At 66.1% G+C, this 18,281-nt stretch carries 13 protein-coding genes; 4 read left to right on the top strand and 9 right to left on the bottom strand.

The window, feature by feature from the left end:
- Both ACE3RX_RS22020 and ACE3RX_RS22025 read right to left on the bottom strand, forming a co-directional pair.
- On the bottom strand, nucleotides 1–207 hold a 207-nt coding region (locus ACE3RX_RS22020; protein WP_374487115.1), incomplete at its 3' end, for an AAA family ATPase.
- 30 nt (nucleotides 208–237) lie between these two features.
- Nucleotides 238–1,158, bottom strand: a complete 921-nt coding sequence (locus ACE3RX_RS22025) for a histone deacetylase (protein ID WP_374487116.1) — start codon at nucleotides 1,156–1,158, stop codon at nucleotides 238–240.
- A gap of 90 nt (nucleotides 1,159–1,248) precedes the next feature.
- On the opposite strand from ACE3RX_RS22025, the gene ACE3RX_RS22030 reads away from it, so the two are divergent.
- The 3 genes from ACE3RX_RS22030 to rmuC all read left to right on the top strand — a co-directional run bounded on the left by ACE3RX_RS22030 (nucleotide 1,249) and on the right by rmuC (nucleotide 6,495).
- Nucleotides 1,249–2,418 (top strand): M20 aminoacylase family protein, encoded by a 1,170-nt coding sequence (locus ACE3RX_RS22030; protein WP_374487117.1) that lies wholly within the window; start codon nucleotides 1,249–1,251, stop codon nucleotides 2,416–2,418.
- Between the two features lie 108 nt (nucleotides 2,419–2,526).
- The gene (locus tag ACE3RX_RS22035; RefSeq protein ID WP_374487118.1) at nucleotides 2,527–5,013 is read left to right on the top strand and encodes an ABC transporter permease; all 2,487 of its coding nucleotides are present in this window, start codon (nucleotides 2,527–2,529) and stop codon (nucleotides 5,011–5,013) included.
- 36 nt (nucleotides 5,014–5,049) lie between these two features.
- Nucleotides 5,050–6,495: a DNA recombination protein RmuC gene (rmuC, locus tag ACE3RX_RS22040; protein WP_374487119.1), complete on the top strand. Its 1,446-nt coding sequence runs from the start codon at nucleotides 5,050–5,052 to the stop codon at nucleotides 6,493–6,495.
- A 74-nt stretch (nucleotides 6,496–6,569) separates the two neighbouring features.
- Here rmuC and ACE3RX_RS22045 read toward each other — a convergent pair whose 3' ends face one another.
- Genes ACE3RX_RS22045 through ACE3RX_RS22070 form a run of 6 tightly spaced genes read right to left on the bottom strand, consistent with a single transcriptional unit; the run spans nucleotide 6,570 to nucleotide 13,850 of the window.
- Complete coding sequence (locus ACE3RX_RS22045; protein ID WP_374487120.1) at nucleotides 6,570–8,024, bottom strand: ArnT family glycosyltransferase; 1,455 nt, start codon at nucleotides 8,022–8,024, stop codon at nucleotides 6,570–6,572.
- Nucleotides 8,021–9,583: an ArnT family glycosyltransferase gene (locus ACE3RX_RS22050; protein WP_374487121.1), complete on the bottom strand. Its 1,563-nt coding sequence runs from the start codon at nucleotides 9,581–9,583 to the stop codon at nucleotides 8,021–8,023. The genes ACE3RX_RS22045 and ACE3RX_RS22050 overlap by 4 nt, the downstream gene beginning before the upstream one ends.
- Before the next feature lie 6 nt (nucleotides 9,584–9,589).
- On the bottom strand, nucleotides 9,590–10,648 hold the full coding sequence (locus tag ACE3RX_RS22055; protein ID WP_374487122.1) for a glycosyltransferase family 2 protein: 1,059 nt from the start codon (nucleotides 10,646–10,648) through the stop codon (nucleotides 9,590–9,592).
- 5 nt (nucleotides 10,649–10,653) lie between these two features.
- Nucleotides 10,654–11,625: a lysylphosphatidylglycerol synthase transmembrane domain-containing protein gene (locus tag ACE3RX_RS22060; protein WP_374487123.1), complete on the bottom strand. Its 972-nt coding sequence runs from the start codon at nucleotides 11,623–11,625 to the stop codon at nucleotides 10,654–10,656.
- Nucleotides 11,622–12,428: a phosphatase PAP2 family protein gene (locus ACE3RX_RS22065; RefSeq protein ID WP_374487124.1), complete on the bottom strand. Its 807-nt coding sequence runs from the start codon at nucleotides 12,426–12,428 to the stop codon at nucleotides 11,622–11,624. The genes ACE3RX_RS22060 and ACE3RX_RS22065 overlap by 4 nt, the downstream gene beginning before the upstream one ends.
- Nucleotides 12,429–12,458: 30 nt before the next feature.
- Nucleotides 12,459–13,850, bottom strand: coding sequence for a diguanylate cyclase domain-containing protein (locus tag ACE3RX_RS22070; protein WP_374487125.1), 1,392 nt, complete (start codon nucleotides 13,848–13,850; stop codon nucleotides 12,459–12,461).
- A gap of 310 nt (nucleotides 13,851–14,160) precedes the next feature.
- On the opposite strand from ACE3RX_RS22070, the gene purL reads away from it, so the two are divergent.
- Nucleotides 14,161–18,090 (top strand): phosphoribosylformylglycinamidine synthase, encoded by a 3,930-nt coding sequence (gene purL / locus ACE3RX_RS22075; protein ID WP_374487126.1) that lies wholly within the window; start codon nucleotides 14,161–14,163, stop codon nucleotides 18,088–18,090.
- 108 nt (nucleotides 18,091–18,198) lie between these two features.
- Here purL and ACE3RX_RS22080 read toward each other — a convergent pair.
- Nucleotides 18,199–18,281: 4Fe-4S dicluster domain-containing protein (locus ACE3RX_RS22080; protein ID WP_374481267.1), on the bottom strand; the 83-nt coding region annotated here is incomplete at its 5' end.

Here is an 18,281-nt window from a genome sequence, read left to right on the forward strand (position 1 = left end):
CAGGCCCTGCTGGGCCTTGGTGGTGGACTTGATGTGCCACTGCAGCAGCGGCATGCCGAGGGCGGCGGCGACTTCCTCGGCGAGCATGGTCTTGCCGGTGCCGGGCTCGCCCTTGATGAGCAGCGGGCGCTGCAGGCGGATCGCCGCATTGACGGCCAGCATCAGGTCGGGGGTGGCGACGTAGTTGTCGGAGCCTTCGAAACGCATTTGGGGGAGTCCTCGCTGGGGTTTTCTCGATTATAGCGATGCTGCTTTACGTGCACGGAAGATGTGCGCGGCGGTGCTCACCGTGGCGACGTGGATGTCCACCGTGTCGTCGATCTGGCGGGCGTAGCCGCCGGCCATCGCGATGGCCACTGGCAGGCCACGGCGTCGGCATTCGCCGAGTACCAGTTCGTCGCGGGCGGCAAGGCCGGCCTTGGTCAGCTTGAGCCGACCGAGGCGGTCGTCTTCAAAGGGGTCGGCGCCAGCCAGATAGATCACTAGCTGAGGGGCTGCGCGCTGGAAGACCTCGGCCAGCGCGGGCTGCAGGGCGTCGAGGTAGGCGTTGTCGCCGCTGCCATCGGGCATGTCCACGTCCAGGTCACTCTGTTCCTTGTCGAAAGGGTAATTGAGGGCGCCATGGATGCTGAAGGTAAAACAGTCGGGACGCTGGGTGAGGATTGCAGCCGTGCCGTTGCCCTGATGCACATCGCAGTCGACGATGGCGACGCGCTCGACTCGGCCTTCCGCGCGCATGGCCAGTGCTGCGATTGCGGCATCGTTGAAGACGCAGAAGCCTTCGCCGCGGTCGCGGAACGCATGGTGGGTGCCGCCGGCCAGGTTGGCGGCGCAGCCGTCTGCTAGCGCCGCCCGGCAGGCAGCCAGCGTGGCGCCGGCGGACCGGCGTGAGCGTTCCACCATCGCCTCTGACCACGGGAAACCGATGCGACGTTGTTCGTCTTTGTCCAAAGTGCCGCGGGCCACGCGCTGCAGGTAGCTGGCGTCGTGGGCACGCAGGATCTCGGTATCGCTAGCTGCTGCGGGGACGTGGAAATCATCCGTGTCGAACAGACCGCTGGCGAGCAGGCGTGTCCGCAGCCGGGCGTATTTCTCCATCGGAAATCGGTGACCCTCGGGAAGGGGCAGCACGAAGTGATCGGCGTAGAACAGTTTCATCGCTGGGGGGCTCGGGTGGTGGAGCGGGGGCAAAGCCCGCTGCTATCATTGATTGATCCACGGCCTTTGGGCCGGACATCGAGACGCATCATGCACCTTCTAGAAAATTTGAGGGCCATCCACACGGAGACCACGGCGATCCGTCGCGACATCCACGCCCATCCTGAACTGGCCTTCGAGGAGCATCGCACGGCAGCCCTGGTTGCCGAGCGCCTGGAGGCGCTGGGCATCGAGACCCATCGCGGCATCGGCAAGACTGGCGTTGTCGGCGTGTTGCGCGCAGGCAGCAGCACGCGGGCCATCGGCCTGCGGGCGGATATGGACGCGCTGCCGATCCAGGAAAAGAACGACTTCACGCACCATTCGCGCCATCCGGGCCGCATGCATGCCTGCGGGCACGATGGCCACACCGCCATGCTGTTGGGTGCGGCTGCACACCTGGTGAGTAATCCCGATTTCGACGGGACGGTCTATTTCCTGTTCCAGCCGGCCGAGGAGGGCGAGGGCGGCGCGCCGGCGATGATCGCTGACGGCCTCTTCGAGCGGTTCCCGATGGAGGCAGTGTTCGGCTTGCACAACTGGCCGGGCCTGCCGGTCGGGCAGATCGCCGTGCATCGCGGGCCGGTGATGGCCTGCGCCGACCGCTTCGACATCGAGATCCGTGGTCATGGCGCCCATGCGGCGATGCCGCACCAGGGCATCGACCCGGTGCTCACCGGCGCGGCGCTGGTGCAGGCGCTTCAGTCGGTGGTGTCGCGCAACGTCGATCCGCAGGATTCAGCTGTGCTGTCGCTGACCCAATTCCATGCTGGCGATGCCTACAACGTGATTCCCGAGGTGGCGCAGTTGTGCGGCACCGTGCGCGCGTTCCGGCCCGAAGTGGAAGCACGGGTTGAGGAGGCGATGCAGCGGGTATGCACCGGCGTCGCCGCAGCCTTCGGCGCCAACATCAATTTCGAGTACCGGCGCGGCTACCCGGCGACGATCAATTCGGTGCCGGAGGCAGAGTTCTGCGCGGCGGTAGCGAAGGAAATCTGCGGTGATGCCAATGTGACGGTGGATCCCAAGCCCAGCATGGGCGCCGAAGATTTCGCCTACTTCCTGCAGGAGAAGCCGGGCTGCTACGTGTGGCTCGGCAACGGACCGGGTGAAGGCGGTTGCACACTGCACAATCCCCATTACGATTTCAACGACGAGGCGATTCCCTACGGTGTTGCCTACTGGGTCCGCCTGGTGCAGCGCTGGCTGTCCGACGCGTAAGCGGGCTGAGTGCAGGGCTGTCATTGATCCGCGCGGATAATCCGAAAAATTCCGGCCCGGTTTTCCGCCCGGCCGGAATTTTTTTGCCGCTTCCCTGCCTCAAGCCACATGAATACTTTCTTCCTGTCATTCCGCATGCTCCGGCGCGACCTGCGCGCTGGCGAACTGGGGCTGTTGCTGGCGGCGCTGATCATCGCCGTGGCCAGCCTCACCAGCGTCGGCTTCTTTACCGATCGCGTTGCCCAGGCCCTGGCCCGGGAGGCCAACCAGCTGCTGGGTGGGGATCTGGTGCTGGTGTCCGACCATGCCCTCGATCCGGCCTACCGTGCCGAGGCAAGCCGGCGCGGCCTCAAGACGGTGGTGTCCAGCACCTTCACCAGTATGGCCAGCCTGGGCGAGGGCGCCCAGCTGGCGGGCGTCAAGGCCGTCGAGGACGGGCATCCGCTGCGCGGCGCGATGCGTATCGCGCCGGGGCTCAACCAGCCGGACCTGGTTGCGCCGGGGATTCCGGCGCCGGGCGAACTTTGGCTGGATGAGCGGCTGGCTAGTGCCCTGTCCGCCAAGCCCGGCGACATGGTCGGCCTGGGGGCGGTCCACCTGAAGATGAGTGCCGTGCTGTCCTTCGAGTCGGACCGGGGCGCCAATTTCTTCAGCTTGCTGCCGCGCCTGGTGATGAATGCGGCCGACCTGCCGGCGAGCGGCCTGATCCAGCCGGGCAGCCGGGTGTTCTACCGGTTGCATGTGGCGGGGGACGTGGCGCCGGTGAGGGCCTTCGAAGACTGGGCCCGCGCCCGCCTTGCGCGCGGCGAGACCCTGGAGAACGTCGAGAATGCACGGCCCGAGGTGCGTACGACGCTGGACCGCGCCGAGCGCTTCCTGCGCTTCGCGGCGATGCTTGCGGTGGTGCTGGCGGCAGTGGCGGTTGGCTTGGCCACGCGGCGCTTCGTCGAACGGCATCTGGATGGTTGCGCGGTAATGCGCTGCGTCGGCGCGACGCAGGCGCGCCTGTTGTCCCTGTTCCTCGGCGAGTTCGCGCTGCTCGGTCTGGCGGCAGGCGTTGCCGGCTGCGGGCTGGGCTTCGTGGTCCAGTTCGCGCTCAACGAACTGCTTGGCAGCCTGGTCGGTTTTCCGTTGCCGGCGCCGGGCTGGCTGCCGGTGCTGCACGGTTTTGCGGTGTCATTGCTGTTGCTGCTGGGCTTTGCTTTGCCGCCGCTGATCAGGCTGGGGCGGGTGCCGACCTTGCGCGTGCTGCGGCGGGAATGGGATGGCATCGCCGCGCGGGAAGGCCTCGCCTGGGCGCTGGGCGCGCTGGTGCTGGCCGGCCTGCTGGTCGGCATCGCGCGGGACTGGCTGCTCGGCGCCTGGGTGGTCGGCGGCTTCGCGTTGGCCTTCGCGGTGTATGGCGGCGTGGCGTGGGCCGTGATCAGGGGCTTGGGACATGTGCGCAGTGTGGCCAGCAGCGGCTGGCGCTACGGGCTGGCGTCCCTGCGGCGGCGGCCGGTGGCCAGCCTCGTGCAGGCCCTGGCCCTCGGCATGGGGCTGACGGCGTTGTTGCTGCTGACGCTGGTGCGCGGCGACCTACTGTCGAGCTGGAAGCAGACCACGCCGGCCGATGCGCCCAATCGTTTCGTGATCAACATCCAGCCCGAACAGCTGCCGGCCCTGCGCCAGTTCTTCAAGGACAACGGCCGGCCTGAGCCTTTGCTGCAGCCGATGATTCGTGGCCGCCTGGTGGCGGTGAACGGTCGTCAGGTCGGGCCCGACGACTACACGGACGATCGGGCCAAGCGTTTGGTGGACCGGGACTTCAATCTGTCCTTCGACTCGCGCCTGCCGGGCGGCAACAGCGTCGTGGCTGGGCGCTGGCATGGGGATGAGCACGTGCCGCAGTTCTCCGTCGAGCAGGGGCTGGCCCAGACCCTCGGTCTGGCGATGGGTGACCTGCTGACTTTCGAGATCGCCGGCGTGCGCAGCGAGGCGCGCATCACCAGCCTGCGGAAGCTGGACTGGGATTCGATGCGGGTGAATTTCTTCGTGATTGCCGCGCCGGGCATGTTGGAGCAGCAGCCGGCCAGCTACATCACCAGCTTCTACCTGCCGCCGGGGCAGCTGGATTTTTCCAACCGCCTGGTGGCGGCCTTCCCGAACCTGACGGTGATCGACGTGGCGGCGGTGATCGGCCAGATCCAGGCGATGGTCGATCAGCTGATCGCGGCGGTGCAGTTCGTCTTCGGCTTCGCGGTGGTGGCGGGCGTGGTCGTGCTGTTCGGGGCGCTGCAATCTACCCACGACGAGCGGGAGAAGGAGCTGGCCATCCTGCGCACGCTGGGGGCCCGCAATGGGCAGCTGCGCGCGGCGCTGCTCGCCGAGTTCGCCGTGCTCGGGCTGGTGGCCGGTGTGCTGGCGGGCGCCGGGGCGACTGGCATCGGCTGGGCGCTGGGGCATTTCGTCTTCAAACTGCCCTATGCGCCGAGTTTGCTGCCGCTGCTGGCCGGCGGCATTGCCGGCTGCATTGTGGTGACGGTGGCGGGCTGGGTCGGTACCCGGCACCTGCTGTCCCAGCCGCCGCTGGCAAGCCTGCGGGCGCTGAGCTGAGGGAAGGACGGGGGCATGGCCGGGTATACTCCGGCCATGACTCCCGAATCCTCTTCAGTCTTGCTACCGCTACTGTTCGTATTGCTTCTCGCCGTCCTGTCTGGCGTCGCCTGGCTGGCCTTGCGGATCACCCGCCTCAACCGGGCCCAGGACGAAACCGCCGGGCAAATGCTCGCCCACCTCGATGCTCGCCTGGAGGGCCTGTTCAGCCACCAGCAACTGCAGTTCGTCCGGGAGCTGCAGGCTAGTTCGACGGCCGCTGGCGACCGCGTGATCGACATGCTCGCTGGGGAAGTCGACCGCCTGCGTGATCGGCTCGACGCCGAGCAGGCCGCCTCCCGACACGCGCTCCAGCAACTGCATCTGGCGCTGGTGGCCCAGCTAGGTACGCAAAAGGAAGAGATGGCGCTACGCCTGTCCGAACTGGCGTCCGCGGTGGCCAGCGGGCAGGAGAAGCTGCGTACGGAGATGATGGCTGAGACCCTCAAGACCCTCTCCGAGCATGCCCGCGCGGACCGCGAGTTGCTGCAGAAGGGCTTGAGCAGTGCGTCCCAGCAGCTCACTCACAGCATCGAGGCCATGCACCGCACCGTCGGCGAGCGCCTGGAGGCGATCAGCGGCCACGTGAACCAGCGTCTCGACGAGGGCTTCCGCAAGACCAACGAGACCTTCACCAACGTGATGGCGCGGCTGGCGACCATCGACGAAGCACAGAAGAAGATCGGCGACCTGACCACCAACGTGGTCAGCCTGCAGGAATTGCTCGGCGACAAGCGCTCCCGCGGCGCCTTCGGCGAGGTGCAGCTCGAAGCCCTTGTGCGCAACGCCTTGCCACCGGAATCCTTTGATTTTCAGTACGTTCTGCCGAATGGCACACGGGCCGACTGTGTGCTCCGCCTGCCCGAGCCGACCGGGATGGTGGTGGTGGATTCGAAGTTCCCGCTGGAAAACTACCACCGCATGTTTGCCGGCGAGGCGGGAGACCTGGAGCGGCGCACGGCCCAGACGGCGTTCCGCAACGACGTGAAGAAGCACGTGGATGCGATTGCCGACAAGTACATCCAGCCAGAGGTCACCTCGGACGGGGCGGTGATGTTTGTGCCCGCGGAGGCCGTGTTCGCCGAGATCCACGCCTACCATCCGGAAGTGGTGGCCTATGCGATGCAGCGGCGGGTGTGGATCGTCTCGCCGACGACGCTGATGGCGGTGCTCAACACCGCGCGGGCGGTGCTGAAGGATGTGGAGACGCGCAAGCAGATCCACGTCATCAAGGACGCCCTCGGCAAGCTGGCGAAGGACTTCAACCGTTTCGACGAGCGCATGCAGAAGCTCGCCACGCACATCCGCCAAGCCAACGAGGACGTGGTGGATGTGCAGACTTCATCGCGCAAGATCAGCGCCCACTTCCAGAAGATCGAGGCGGCTCAACTCGACGAGCCGCTGGCCGCGCTGCCGGGCGTGGAGCCCGGTGCGGGGCAGTAACGGCTAACAAGGAAACGTCGGGGCGCCCCACGTTTCCTTGCCGCCTGCGGGGCTGAGCGCAGCCCTGCAGGCGCTCAATAACCCTTGAAGTCCTTCAGCAGGAAGACGTAGACCTCGCGCCTGAAATCCTTGTGGACCGGCACGACGACCTTGCAGAGCAGTTCGCTGCCGCCGAAGTGGGCGGCGATGGCGGGGATTTCCGGCTTGCGGCTGACGTACAGGACGTCACGCCCTTCCTTGCCCTTCAGCGTGGTGGTGAGCTCGTAGTGGTCGATGGGTAGGTGGTCGGGGTTCCAGGCCGCGTACTCGGCTGGGTGCAGGCGGTACACCAAGTGAGCGATCAGCTCCCGGTCTTCGCCGACGAGGATGCTGCCGGGGTGGGTTTCCAGTTGCGGCGCGACGCCGTCAGCCAGGTGGATCCAGCCACGCGCACGCTTGTAGGGGTCGTTCTTGGCGGTCAGCGCGGTGCCGGTGGCGTGGGCGATATCTGGCCAATGGTAGGCCAGTGTTGAGGCAACAAGGTTCACCGCTACGCCGGCGATCAGCCAGCGCCGGCCGCTCTGCAGGAACACCGCCGGTACCAGCAGGCAGGCGCCGACGAAGATCGGTGCCGCCCAGTTGCCGTTGGCACGGCCAGTCAGGGCCTGCAGGCTGACGAGCAGCAGCAGCGGCACGATGAAGACCAGCAGCGTGCGATGGGACGCATCGCGCCACAGGCGGCCTCCGCGGAACAGTGCGATGCCCAGCAGCACGCCGAGCAGCGGACCGAAGGACAGCCATTGGGCGCCGATGAATTCGCCGAGCTGGCCCGGATGCCAGCCGCGCTCCCCGTGGCCGCCGACGCGGGTGATCTCCGCGGTGTGGCGGAAGGTGGGGAAGTCGTGAGTCCAGTTCCAGTACAGGTTGGGGGACAGGATTGCCACCGCCAGCAGCACGGCGAGCCAGGGCTGCGGGCGGAGCAGCCAGTGGCGCTGTTTCGGGTTCAGCGCGATCAGCAGCAGCGCCGACGGTAGGAAAGCGGCCATCGTGTACTTGGACATCAGGCCGACGCCGATCACCGCGCCGCAGGCCAGCCAGGCGCCCCAGTGGCCGTTGTCCAGCGCTCGTAGCAGGAGCAGCAGCGCGAGGGTCCAGCACAGCAGCAGCGGGGCGTCGGTGGACACGAACAGCCCCAGCGCCGCCACCAGCGGCATGGACATGAAGGACAGGCCAGCCCAGAAGCCTACTTTTGGCGAGTACATCCGGCAGCCCAGCGCGTACAACGCGAAGGCCGTCGCAGGGTAAATCAGCAGAGACGGCAGCTTGATGGCGATCAGGCCGTTGCCGAACAGGGCCGTGCTCCCGGCGATCAGCGTGGCGATCACCGGCGGCTTGGAGAAATAGCCCCAGTCCAGGTTCTGTGACCAGCCCCAGTAGTAGGCCTCGTCCACGTACAGGTCGATGCCCAGGTGGCCGATCACCCAGATGCGGTATACGGTGAGGACCGCTGCGATCAGCGCCAAGGGGCCGACGTAGCTGCGCGCGTTCATGGCTTCACCTTGACGAGGGCCACGCCGCCCTGCCGGAACAGGATGTCCACCGGCACATCAGGCGGCAGGCGGTCCACGCGCGTCAGCGTGACCTGGCCGGGCTGCGGATCGCCCTTGAGGGTGACGGCCTGGCGATAGACGCTGAAGCTCGGGGCGGTGCTGAAGTTCCAGAACACTACGTCACCGCCCAGCTCATGGGCCTTCAGTCCAGCGGCTTTCACCGGCCCTTGGGCCAGTTCGCCGGCGAAGGGTACGACCAGCCCGGCCAGCAGCACGACCTGGAGCGCGGCTGTCACAGCCAGGCGCTGCACCAGCGAGGTCTTGGAGAACAGCACGTAGATAAGCCAGATCAGCAGGGCTGCGGCGGTGAGACCGAAGTAAATGTTATTGCCGACTTCCAGCGCCCGACTCAGTTGGGCCCGGTAGAAGCCATCCCCCAGCTTGCTGTTGGACAGGATCTCGAAAATGCTCGGTAGTGCTGGCAGCAGACCCAGCAACAGGCCCGGCAGCAGCAGATGCGGCCAGGCCCGCCGCGCCGCGCCGGCATGCAGGCCGATCAGGATGAACAGCGGCGTGCAGCCGTACAGCACGTAGTGCGGCAGCTTGGTGCCGGAGAGCGAGAAGAAGGCCACCACGAAGCCGAACCACAGCCACAGGAAGCGTTGCAGCGGATCGCCAAGCCCGGACTTGAGCTTGCCGAGGGCGACGACGAACAGTCCGCTCCACGGCAACAGCAACAGCGGAACCGCAATCACGTAGTAGAACGCGCTGCCGCCATGACCTTCCAGCGATCCGGAAAAGCGCTGGACGTTGTGCCGCATGATGAAGCCGTCGATGAAATCCTGGCCGTGGCGGTGCAGCGCGTAGGCGTACCAGGGGGCGACGAGGGCGATTAGGATCAGCCAGCCAAGAGGGTTGAAGACCATCCGTGCCCAGCGTAGCCATTCGCCACGGCTGGCGCAGTACAGGAGGCTCACGGTGCCGGGGACGATCAGGGCGACCGGTCCTTTGGTCAGCGCGCCCAGGCTCATCCACAGGAAGGCCCGCAGCAGTGGGGCGCGCCGGCCACCTTCGAGATGGCGCCACACGTCGAACAGGGTCAGCGCCAGCAGGCAGTTGAGCAGGCCGTCGGCGGTGGCGGCGCGGCCGATGGCGAAGGGGCCGAGGGCCGTGCAGGCGACAGCCAGTGCGATCAAGGCTGCGTCTTCACCGACGCGCCGTCGTGCGAAGAAATAGGTCGCGTAGCTCCACACGATGGCGGCCAGCGCCGACGGCAGCCGGAAGGCCCATTCGCTGGCGCCGAAGATCAGGTAGCCGATCGACTGCAGCCAGTAGATGAAGATCGGCTTGTCGAAGCGCGGACTGCCGTTCAGGTAGGTGAACAGGAAGTCATTTCGCTCGAACATTTCCCGCGTCGCCTCGGAGAAGGCGCCTTCGTCCACGTCGAACAGCGGCGCGCCGCCGAGGCGCAACAGGAAGGCGATCAGCGGCAGGGCGAGGATCAGGCGGCCGACGGGCGTGCCGGCGAGCCGCCCGCCGGCGGTGTGGAGGACCGACATCGGCGCTTACTGGGCGCCGGCCGAACGCCAGCCTTGTTCGTCCTGCAGGGCGGCGCTTTCCCGTGCCACGTAGGCCTGGCTCTGGCCGGACTCGAAATAGACGCGGGTGAGCAGTTCGGCGAGCACGCCGGAGGTGACCATCTGCACGCCGGCGATGACCAGGAAGAAACCGCCGAAGAGTAGCGGACGGGTGCCGATGGAGGCGCCGGTGAACAGCTTGAGCAGGCCCAGGTAGCCAAGGATCACCATGCCCAGCGCGCCCAGGCCCAGACCGATGCCGCCGAAGAAGTGGCCCGGACGGGTGCGGAAGCGCATGAAGAAGTACACGAAGATCAGGTCGAGAATGACCCGGAAGGTCCGCGAGATGCCGTACTTGGACTGGCCGAACATGCGCGCGTGGTGGGTGACCTCTTCCTGAGCGATCTTGCGGGGCGTGGTCACGGTGGCCAGCCAGGCCGGGATGAAGCGGTGCATTTCGCCGTACAAGCGGACGTTCTTGATAGCACTGGCACGGAAGGCCTTCAGCGAGCAGCCATAGTCCTGCAGGTGCACGCCGGTGATCTTGGCGATCAGGCGGTTGGCGATCTTGGACGGGATCTTGCGCAGGACCATGCCGTCCTTGCGGTTCTTGCGCCAGCCGGCGACGAGGTCGAGATCCTCGTTGAGCAGGCGGCCGACCATGCGAGGGATGTCGATCGGGTCGTTCTGCAGGTCGCCGTCCATCGTGACGATCACGTCGCCGCGGGCGGCGTCGAGGCCTGCCTGCATTGCCGCCGTCTGCTTGAAGTTGCGCATCAGCGCGACGATGCGCACGTGCGGGCCGTAGTGCTTGGCGGCGGCCTCCAGGTTGTCCACAGTGCGATCGGAGCTGCCGTCATCGACGATCACCACTTCCCAGGGATAAGGATAGGGGCCGAGGGCCAGGTGGATGCGCTCAAGCAGCGGCGCCACGTTGTCTTCCTCGTTGTAGAGGGGGACGACGACCGACAACCGGTGCGGCGGCAGGTTGGCCGGAATCTGCGGCTGGGCGGGCGGGAGCGGAGAGAGCTGGGAGGCTGCGGTCATAGTATTTATTCGTTCACAGATCGGGTATTCACCCCGTCGTTGGCGGACGAGGCGGATTGTAAGTCGGAGCGGGCCGCTGCGGCGGCTTCCGGTGTTTTTGGGGCCGGGAAGAGCCAGGCGATGGCACCGGATGTGACGGAGCAGGCGATGACGAAGAGATGCAGCGCCAGCGCCACCTGCAGTCCGGCCGTGAGGGGAATGCCGCTTGGCAGCAGCGCCGCAGCGGCACCAGCCTCGTAGGTGCCGAAGCCGGCCACGCCTTGCACCGGCAGGATCGCGGCGAGCTCGGCGCCAAGGGCGCCGGCTGCACCCACGTCGATGGCGGCCGGCAGTAGAGCGGCCAGCAGGGCCGCCTGGGCGGCGAGCTTCACCGTCCAGTTGGCGATGGTCCACACCCAGCCGTAGCGGGCATGGCGGGTGCTCTCGGCAAAGGCGTCGCGCACCTTGGCCAGCTTGGCGGTGAAGGCCTTGCCATCGGCCCAGTCGTGGGGCGCCCGCGCCCAGCGCGGCAGCCACCAGGCCAGCGCGATCACGCCAAGGATGCAGGCGGCCTTGAGCACCACCGGCAGACCCGGCCACACGAAGGCGGCAAGGGCCATCACGACGAAGGCGTCCTGCAGGCGGAACCAGAACAGAGATGCGATGGCACGGGGCAGGGCGACGCCGAAGTTCTGCCGCAGCAGCAGCGGAAAGGCCGCTTCGCCGCCGCGGAACGGCACCACGTTGATCATCGCGTTATGGATCAGCACGATGCGCAGGCAGGTGCCGAAGCGTCCGGCGGCCTGGGCGCGGAACTCGTCGAACACGCGCAATGCGCGAAGGATATAGGACAGCCCGAAGCCACCTGCGCACAGCATCAGCGTGGACATGTCGAGGCGTGCGAACACCTCGCCGATGCCGCGCCAGCGGCCGTCGGCCATCAACCAGGCCAGCAGGCCGATTGAGACGGCGATTGCGAGAAGGCGCTTGGCGCTCATGAACGGGTCTCCGTTTCCTTGCCGAGAGCCGAGGCTGCGCCGCCGATGCCCCAGGCGGCAAGACCGATCTGATACAGGTGCACGGACGGATAGCCCAGGTCGATGAACAGGAGTGCGAGGCTGCTGCCGAGGGCGATGGCGGCCATCGCGCGTACGCCACTGCGGCGTTCCCAGAAGCGCCAGCGTGCGGAGAGCACGCCGCCCAGGGCGCCGATCAGCCAGCCGCCGCAGGCGCCGACGAGTACGTCCAGCGGCCAGTGGGCGCCCACCGCGATGCGGGAAAAGGCGATCAGTGCGGCGGCGGCAGCAACGGCGAGGCGCGTGCGGGTGTTGGCCTCGGGCCACGCAAAGATCAGCGCCGCCGCCACGACGAAGGCGGTGGTCGCATGGCCGGAGGGAAAGGAGTGCACATACAGCTTCTGACCGATCAGGTTGAAACTGCCTGATTCGAGCACGCCGGCCGGACGCATGGTGTCGAAAATGCGTTTGCCGCCTTCGCTGAAAGCCAGGGCCAGTGGACTGGCCAGCAGCGCGGAGGCCAGCCAGCGGGGGCGTGTCTTCAAGGTCGGGGCCAGCAGGGCCAGCATGCCGAGCACGGAGCCCGTCAGCGACAGCGCGGACCACAGGGAAGGTGAAACGCCGCTGGCAGCAGTGTTGAGCGTGATGAAGACCGACTGGTTGCCGGCTGCGATGCAGGCCAGCGCAAGCACCGCGAGCGCGAGCGCAGGCGCGATCAGCCAGCTGCGTGGCAGTGGGGCGCCTGATGCGGGGGTTTCGTCGGGGACGGGCTCGTCGTAATGCAAGGGACCTGGGACTTGGCAAAACCCCGCAGTTTACCCGATCGCCCTGCTTCTTGGGCTCGTGGGCAAGGCAGTCCCTGCGCTCTTCACTGCGGTGAGGCGGACGCGCCGCTTGCCTGCGTGCTTGGCTTGGTACATCGCCGCGTCGGCGGCGCGCAACAGGCTGTCCTGGTCGGTGCCGTCATCCGGGGCTATGGATAGCCCGATGCTGCAGCCCATCGGGATGCGGTGGCCGGAAACCTGGAAGGGATCGTTGAACACGCTCAGCAGGCGTTCGCCAAGCAGCGTGAGGCTTTCCCGGCTGCCCACATCCGGGAACAGGACGACGAACTCATCCCCGCCGGTGCGAGCGACGATGTCGCTGATCCGCAGCGCCGAACTCAGGCGTTGGGCAATCTGTACCAGCAGGCTGTCGCCGATGGCGTGGCCGTAGGTGTCATTGACTGGCTTAAAGCCGTCGAGGTCGAGCACGGCAACGCCCAGCAGCATGTCACTCCGGATGTCCGTGAGTTCGTCCTTGAAGCGCTTTTCGAGATAAGCCCGGTTCGGAAGGCCGGTCAAAGGGTCGTGGTGGGCCAGGTGCTGGAGGCACTCCGTCGTCAGGTGGCGGGCGGTGACATCGAGCAGCGTGACAATGTTCATCGGCCCCTTGTGGCTGTCGATGGTGCCGGGAATCCGCTCGACGGCGATCGGCAGGCCGTCCGGGCGGTTCCCGGTCCAGACGCCGTCTTCGAGCCTGAGGATTTCCTCCAGCCGTCTGCCGCGCAGCATCTTGCGGGGGCGGCCGAGCATGCGGCATGCCGCACGGTTGACGTCGGCAATCCGGCCGCCGCTGCTGAGGATGCAGACCCCGGCGCCAATCTGGTTCATCATCGAGCGCAGCATCTGACCTGAGCGGGCGAAGCGCAGGATCTGGTGCAGCATCAGCGAGCCGGCAGTGATGAAGGTCAGGATTCCTGCCGCGACCGCGATCAGCCCCATCAATGTTGCCGTTCGGGCCGCTTCGTTGCGTTCCAGGCTCAGGATGTTCGAGAGCTCGTGCAGTGGTTGGGTCATGGCGGCGAGTTCGTTCTGCGCCATGTCGGGTCTTTCGTGTTTGAGCCTGATGAAATTGTCCCAGCGTACCTGGACCTTGGACGCAGCCAGTCGGGCATTGGGGCTTTCCAGGGGCGGGAGTTGGGTCAGCGTGTTTTCGAGGCTCACGACGCTACCGCCGTTGCCCAGTGCGTGCAGCGTCGCCCCCAGCCAGAGTTGACGGGATTCTGCTGTTGCATCCGATGCTGGCGATGACGCCATCTGCCAGGCCACGGCGCTGCCCTGGTGCACGAGGGCGAGCTGTTCGGTCAGTCGGTGCTGGTTGCGGGTGTGCTGGTACGCGAGTCCGAGAATGGCGCTTTCAAACAGGACAAAGCCGGCGGCGACCATCCAGAAGAGGCGGGGAGACAGCGGTTGCGCGGCGTGGTGAGGGGGCATGGTCGCTACCCATCTGCTTCAATATGTGAATTCTTGCACGCTATCGTCTTATTCACGATGAATTTTTGCAACCAATTTTGACAAACAGTGCCGCGCCGTAGCGCATTATTTTTTGAGTGCATGTGGTGCCGATGACGGAATCACGAGCGAAGGATGGTCGGAGCCGTCGAAGGGCTCGGGTATAATCCAAGACCTTTTTCGTGTCCGGCACGGCGTTTTCGCCCGCAGCCGGGCCGGTTTCAACTTCGCGCCCATCCTTGCCATGTCCGAAATTCTCAAGCTGCGCGGTGCGCCCGCCGTTTCCCGTTCCCGTCTTGCCCGCCTGACCGATTCGGTCAAGGGCGTGCTGCCTCGCCTGAAAGGGCTGGCGGCCGAACACTGGTACTTCGTGGAAGTCAGTGCGCCGCTCTCCGCTGACGAACTGGCAAGGCTGGTCGACCTGCTCGGCGCGCATCCGGAAGGTGATGCCCCCGCGGGTAGCCCAGTGCTGGTGACGCCGCGTCTCGGCACCATTTCGCCGTGGTCGTCGAAGGCGACCGATATCGCCCGCCAGTGCGGCTTCGACAAGATCGTCCGCATCGAGCGGGGTACGGCCTACAGCTTCGATCTGCGTGGCGGCTTGTCATCCGCCGATCGGGACGCGGTGCTGCCGGCTATCCACGACCGCATGACCGAATCGGTGCTCGACAACGTGGATGCGGCCCATGCGCTGTTCCACCACTACGAGCCGCAGCCGCTGACCACCGTGGCGATCATCGAGAACGGCCGCGATGCGCTGGTGGTCGCCAACAGCGAACTGGGCCTGGCCCTGTCTGAAGACGAGATCGACTACCTGGTAGAGAACTTCACGCGGATGGGGCGCAACCCGACCGACGTCGAACTGATGATGTTCGCCCAGGCTAACTCCGAGCACTGCCGCCACAAGATCTTCAACGCCGATTGGGTCATCGACGGCCGTCCGATGGACAAGACGCTGTTCGGCATGATCCGCGAAACCCACAAGGCTCACCCGGAAGGCACCGTCGTTGCGTATTCCGACAACGCGTCGGTGATCGAGGGCGCCACTGTCGCCAAGCTCTACCCGGACGAGACCGGTGCCTGGCAGTACAACGACGAGCTGACCCACATCCTGGCCAAGGTCGAGACTCACAATCACCCGACGGCGATTTCTCCGTTCCCCGGCGCCTCCACCGGCTCCGGCGGCGAGATCCGCGACGAGGGTGCGACCGGCCGTGGCTCCAAGCCCAAGGCCGGCCTGACCGGCTTCTCAGTGTCGAACCTGGAGATTCCCGGCTTCGAGCAGCCCTGGGAGCAGGCCTATGGCAAGCCGGAGCGCATCGCCTCGGCGTTGGACATCATGATCGAAGGCCCGCTGGGCGGCGCCGCGTTCAACAACGAATTTGGCCGTCCCAACCTGACTGGCTATTTCCGTACCTTCCAGCAGAGCGTTCAGGACGAGGTGCGCGGCTATCACAAGCCCATCATGATCGCCGGTGGCCTCGGCTGTATCCAGGACCAGCAGTCCTTCAAGATCAAGTTTGGTCCCGGCACGCTGCTGATCCAGCTCGGCGGCCCGGGCATGCTGATCGGCCTCGGGGGCGGCGCCGCGTCGTCGATGGCGACCGGCACCAACACCGCCGACCTGGACTTTGCGTCCGTGCAGCGCGGCAACCCGGAAATCCAGCGCCGTTGCCAGGAAGTCATCGATGCCTGCTGGCAGAAGGGGGCAGCCAACCCGATCCTGTCGATCCACGACGTGGGCGCCGGCGGCCTCTCCAACGCCTTCCCCGAGTTGGCGGATTCTGCGGAGCTGGGTGCGCGCTTCGAGCTGCGTGAGGTGCACATTGAAGAGCCGGGCATGAGCCCGCGGGAAATCTGGTCCAACGAATCCCAAGAGCGCTACGTGCTGGCGATCGCGCCGGAAAGCCTCGATGTCTTCAAGGCGATCTGCGAGCGCGAGCGCTGCCCGTTCGCGGTGGTCGGCACCGCGTCCGACGACGGTCACCTGGTCGTCTCTGACAGCCACTTCGACAACAAGCCGGTAGATATGGAAATGCAGGTTCTCCTCGGCAAGCCGCCGAAGATGACCCGCAATGTTTCCAGCCGCCAGGTCTTCGTGCCGCCCTTCGACGTCACCGACATCGACCTGGCCGATGCTTGCCGGCGCGTGCTGCGCATGCCGGCTGTTGCCAGCAAGAACTTCCTGATCACCATCGGCGACCGCTCCGTCGGCGGCATGACTGCCCGTGACCAGATGGTCGGCCCCTGGCAGATTCCCGTCGCCGACGTGGCGGTGACCACCATGAGCTATCAGGGCTACCTCGGCGAGGCCTTCGCGATGGGCGAGCGCACGCCGGTGGCGACCCTCGACGCGCCGGCTTCCGGCCGCATGGCCATCGGCGAGGCGATCACCAACATCGCCGCGGCGGATATCCGCTCCCTCGGCGACGTGAAGCTGTCCGCCAACTGGATGGCTGCTGCCGGCCATCGCGGAGAGGACGTCAAGCTCTACAAGACTGTCGAGGCGGTATCCCAGTTCTGCCAACAGGCCGGGCTGGCGATCCCGGTGGGCAAGGACTCCCTGTCCATGCGTACTGCCTGGAACGAGGAGGGTGAAGACAAGCAGGTCGTGTCGCCGCTGTCGCTGATCGTCACTGGTTTCGCCCCGGTGCAGGACGTGCGCCGCACGCTGACGCCGCAGCTGCAGTTCCCGGAGGGCGTGGAAACCGAGCTGCTGCTGATCGACCTCGGCAACAACCAGAACCGCCTTGGTGGCTCGGTGCTGGCCCAGGCCTACAATTCGGTGGCCGAGCACGCGCCGGACGTGGATGCCGCCCAGCTGAAGACCTTCTTTGAGCTGATCCAGCAATGGCGCAAGGACGATCTGATCCTGGCCTACCACGACCGCGCTGATGGCGGCCTGTTCGCGACCCTGTGCGAAATGGCCTTCGCTTCCAAGTGCGGTCTGTCGGTCATGCTCGACACGGTGGCCTACGACCAGTTCATGAACGACGTGGATGGCCTCGACAAGCGTCCGGACTCCTTGAAGGGCCGCTTCAACGACATGCTGTTCAAGGCCTTGTTCGCCGAAGAACTTGGCGCGGTGGTGCAGATCCGCCGCGATGACCGTAGCCGCCTGACCGAAGCCCTGCGTACCGCTGGCCTCAGCTACCACTTCGTCGGTGAGCCCAACGACCGTGACGAGCTGCGCTTCTGGCGCAACGCCAAGCTGGTCTTCAACGCGCCGCGTGCCGAACTGCTGCAGACCTGGTCCGAGACCAGCTACCAGATCGCCCGCCTGCGTGACGATGCAGAATGCGCCAAGGAAGAGTTCGACGGGCTGGCGGATGCCTCCAACCCCGGTCTGTCCGTGTCCCTGAGCTACGATCCGGCAGAAGACATCGCCGCGCCCTTCATCGCCACTGGAGCTCGGCCGAAGATCGCGATCCTGCGTGAACAGGGCGTGAACTCCCAGGCTGAGATGGCAGCCGCTTTCGAGCGGGCCGGCTTCGCGCCCTTCGACGTACACATGTCCGACCTGCAGGCCGGTCGCGTGCATCTGTCCGACTTTAAAGGGCTGGCGGCCTGTGGCGGCTTCTCCTACGGTGACGTGCTGGGGGCGGGGCAGGGCTGGGCCAAGTCCATCCTCTTCAACCCGGCGCTGCGCGAACAGTTCGAGATCTTCTTCAAGCGTGACGACACCTTTGCGCTGGGCGTCTGCAACGGTTGCCAGATGATGTCCAATCTGGCCGAGATCATTCCTGGCGCGGAAACCTGGCCGCGCTTCCATCGCAATCGCAGCGAGCAGTTCGAAGCCCGCTTCGTGATGGTGGAAGTGCAGGACAGTCCGTCCATCCTGCTGGCCGGCATGGCGGGCAGCCGCATGCCCATCGTCGTGTCCCACGGTGAAGGTCGGGCGGTGTTCGCTGGCATCGACGCCCAGGACAATGCCAAGGTTGCGCTGCGCTACGTGGACAACAACGGTGCCATCGCCGAGCGCTATCCGTTCAACCCGAACGGCTCGCCGGCAGGCATCACCGGTCTGACCACGCCGGACGGCCGCTTCACGATCATGATGCCGCATCCGGAGCGCACCGCCCGGACCGTGCAGATGAGCTGGCATCCGGCTGATCTTGGTGAGGATTCGCCGTGGCTGCGGATGTTCCGCAACGCCCGCAAGTGGGTGGGCTAAGCGACTGATCCGCGGGAGCAGACGTTGTTTGCTCCCGCTACTGCAATAAAAAACGGCCAGTGTTTTTTGCACTGGCCGTTTTTTTGTCGCGAAGGCTTCGTCTGAGGCTTACATCCCCTGATAGATCGGCCCTTCGCCGCCCTGCGGGACGACCCAGTTGATGTTCTGGGTGGGGTCCTTGATGTCGCAGG

The organism is Zoogloea sp. (genome assembly GCF_041914405.1).
GTDB lineage: Bacteria > Pseudomonadota > Gammaproteobacteria > Burkholderiales > Rhodocyclaceae > Zoogloea.

Excerpts from the sequence above, each read along its gene's own strand:
- ACE3RX_RS22025 (WP_374487116.1), bottom strand. The coding sequence starts at position 1,158 with ATGAAACTGTTCTACGCCGATCACTTCGTGCTGCCCCTTCCCGAGGGT.
- ACE3RX_RS22030 (WP_374487117.1), top strand. The coding sequence starts at position 1,249 with ATGCACCTTCTAGAAAATTTGAGGGCCATCCACACGGAGACCACGGCG.
- ACE3RX_RS22035 (WP_374487118.1), top strand. The coding sequence starts at position 2,527 with ATGAATACTTTCTTCCTGTCATTCCGCATGCTCCGGCGCGACCTGCGC.
- rmuC (WP_374487119.1), top strand. The coding sequence starts at position 5,050 with ATGACTCCCGAATCCTCTTCAGTCTTGCTACCGCTACTGTTCGTATTG.
- ACE3RX_RS22045 (WP_374487120.1), bottom strand. The coding sequence starts at position 8,024 with ATGAACGCGCGCAGCTACGTCGGCCCCTTGGCGCTGATCGCAGCGGTC.
- ACE3RX_RS22050 (WP_374487121.1), bottom strand. The coding sequence starts at position 9,583 with ATGTCGGTCCTCCACACCGCCGGCGGGCGGCTCGCCGGCACGCCCGTC.
- ACE3RX_RS22055 (WP_374487122.1), bottom strand. The coding sequence starts at position 10,648 with ATGACCGCAGCCTCCCAGCTCTCTCCGCTCCCGCCCGCCCAGCCGCAG.
- ACE3RX_RS22060 (WP_374487123.1), bottom strand. The coding sequence starts at position 11,625 with ATGAGCGCCAAGCGCCTTCTCGCAATCGCCGTCTCAATCGGCCTGCTG.
- ACE3RX_RS22070 (WP_374487125.1), bottom strand. The coding sequence starts at position 13,850 with ATGGTCGCCGCCGGCTTTGTCCTGTTTGAAAGCGCCATTCTCGGACTC.
- purL (WP_374487126.1), top strand. The coding sequence starts at position 14,161 with ATGTCCGAAATTCTCAAGCTGCGCGGTGCGCCCGCCGTTTCCCGTTCC.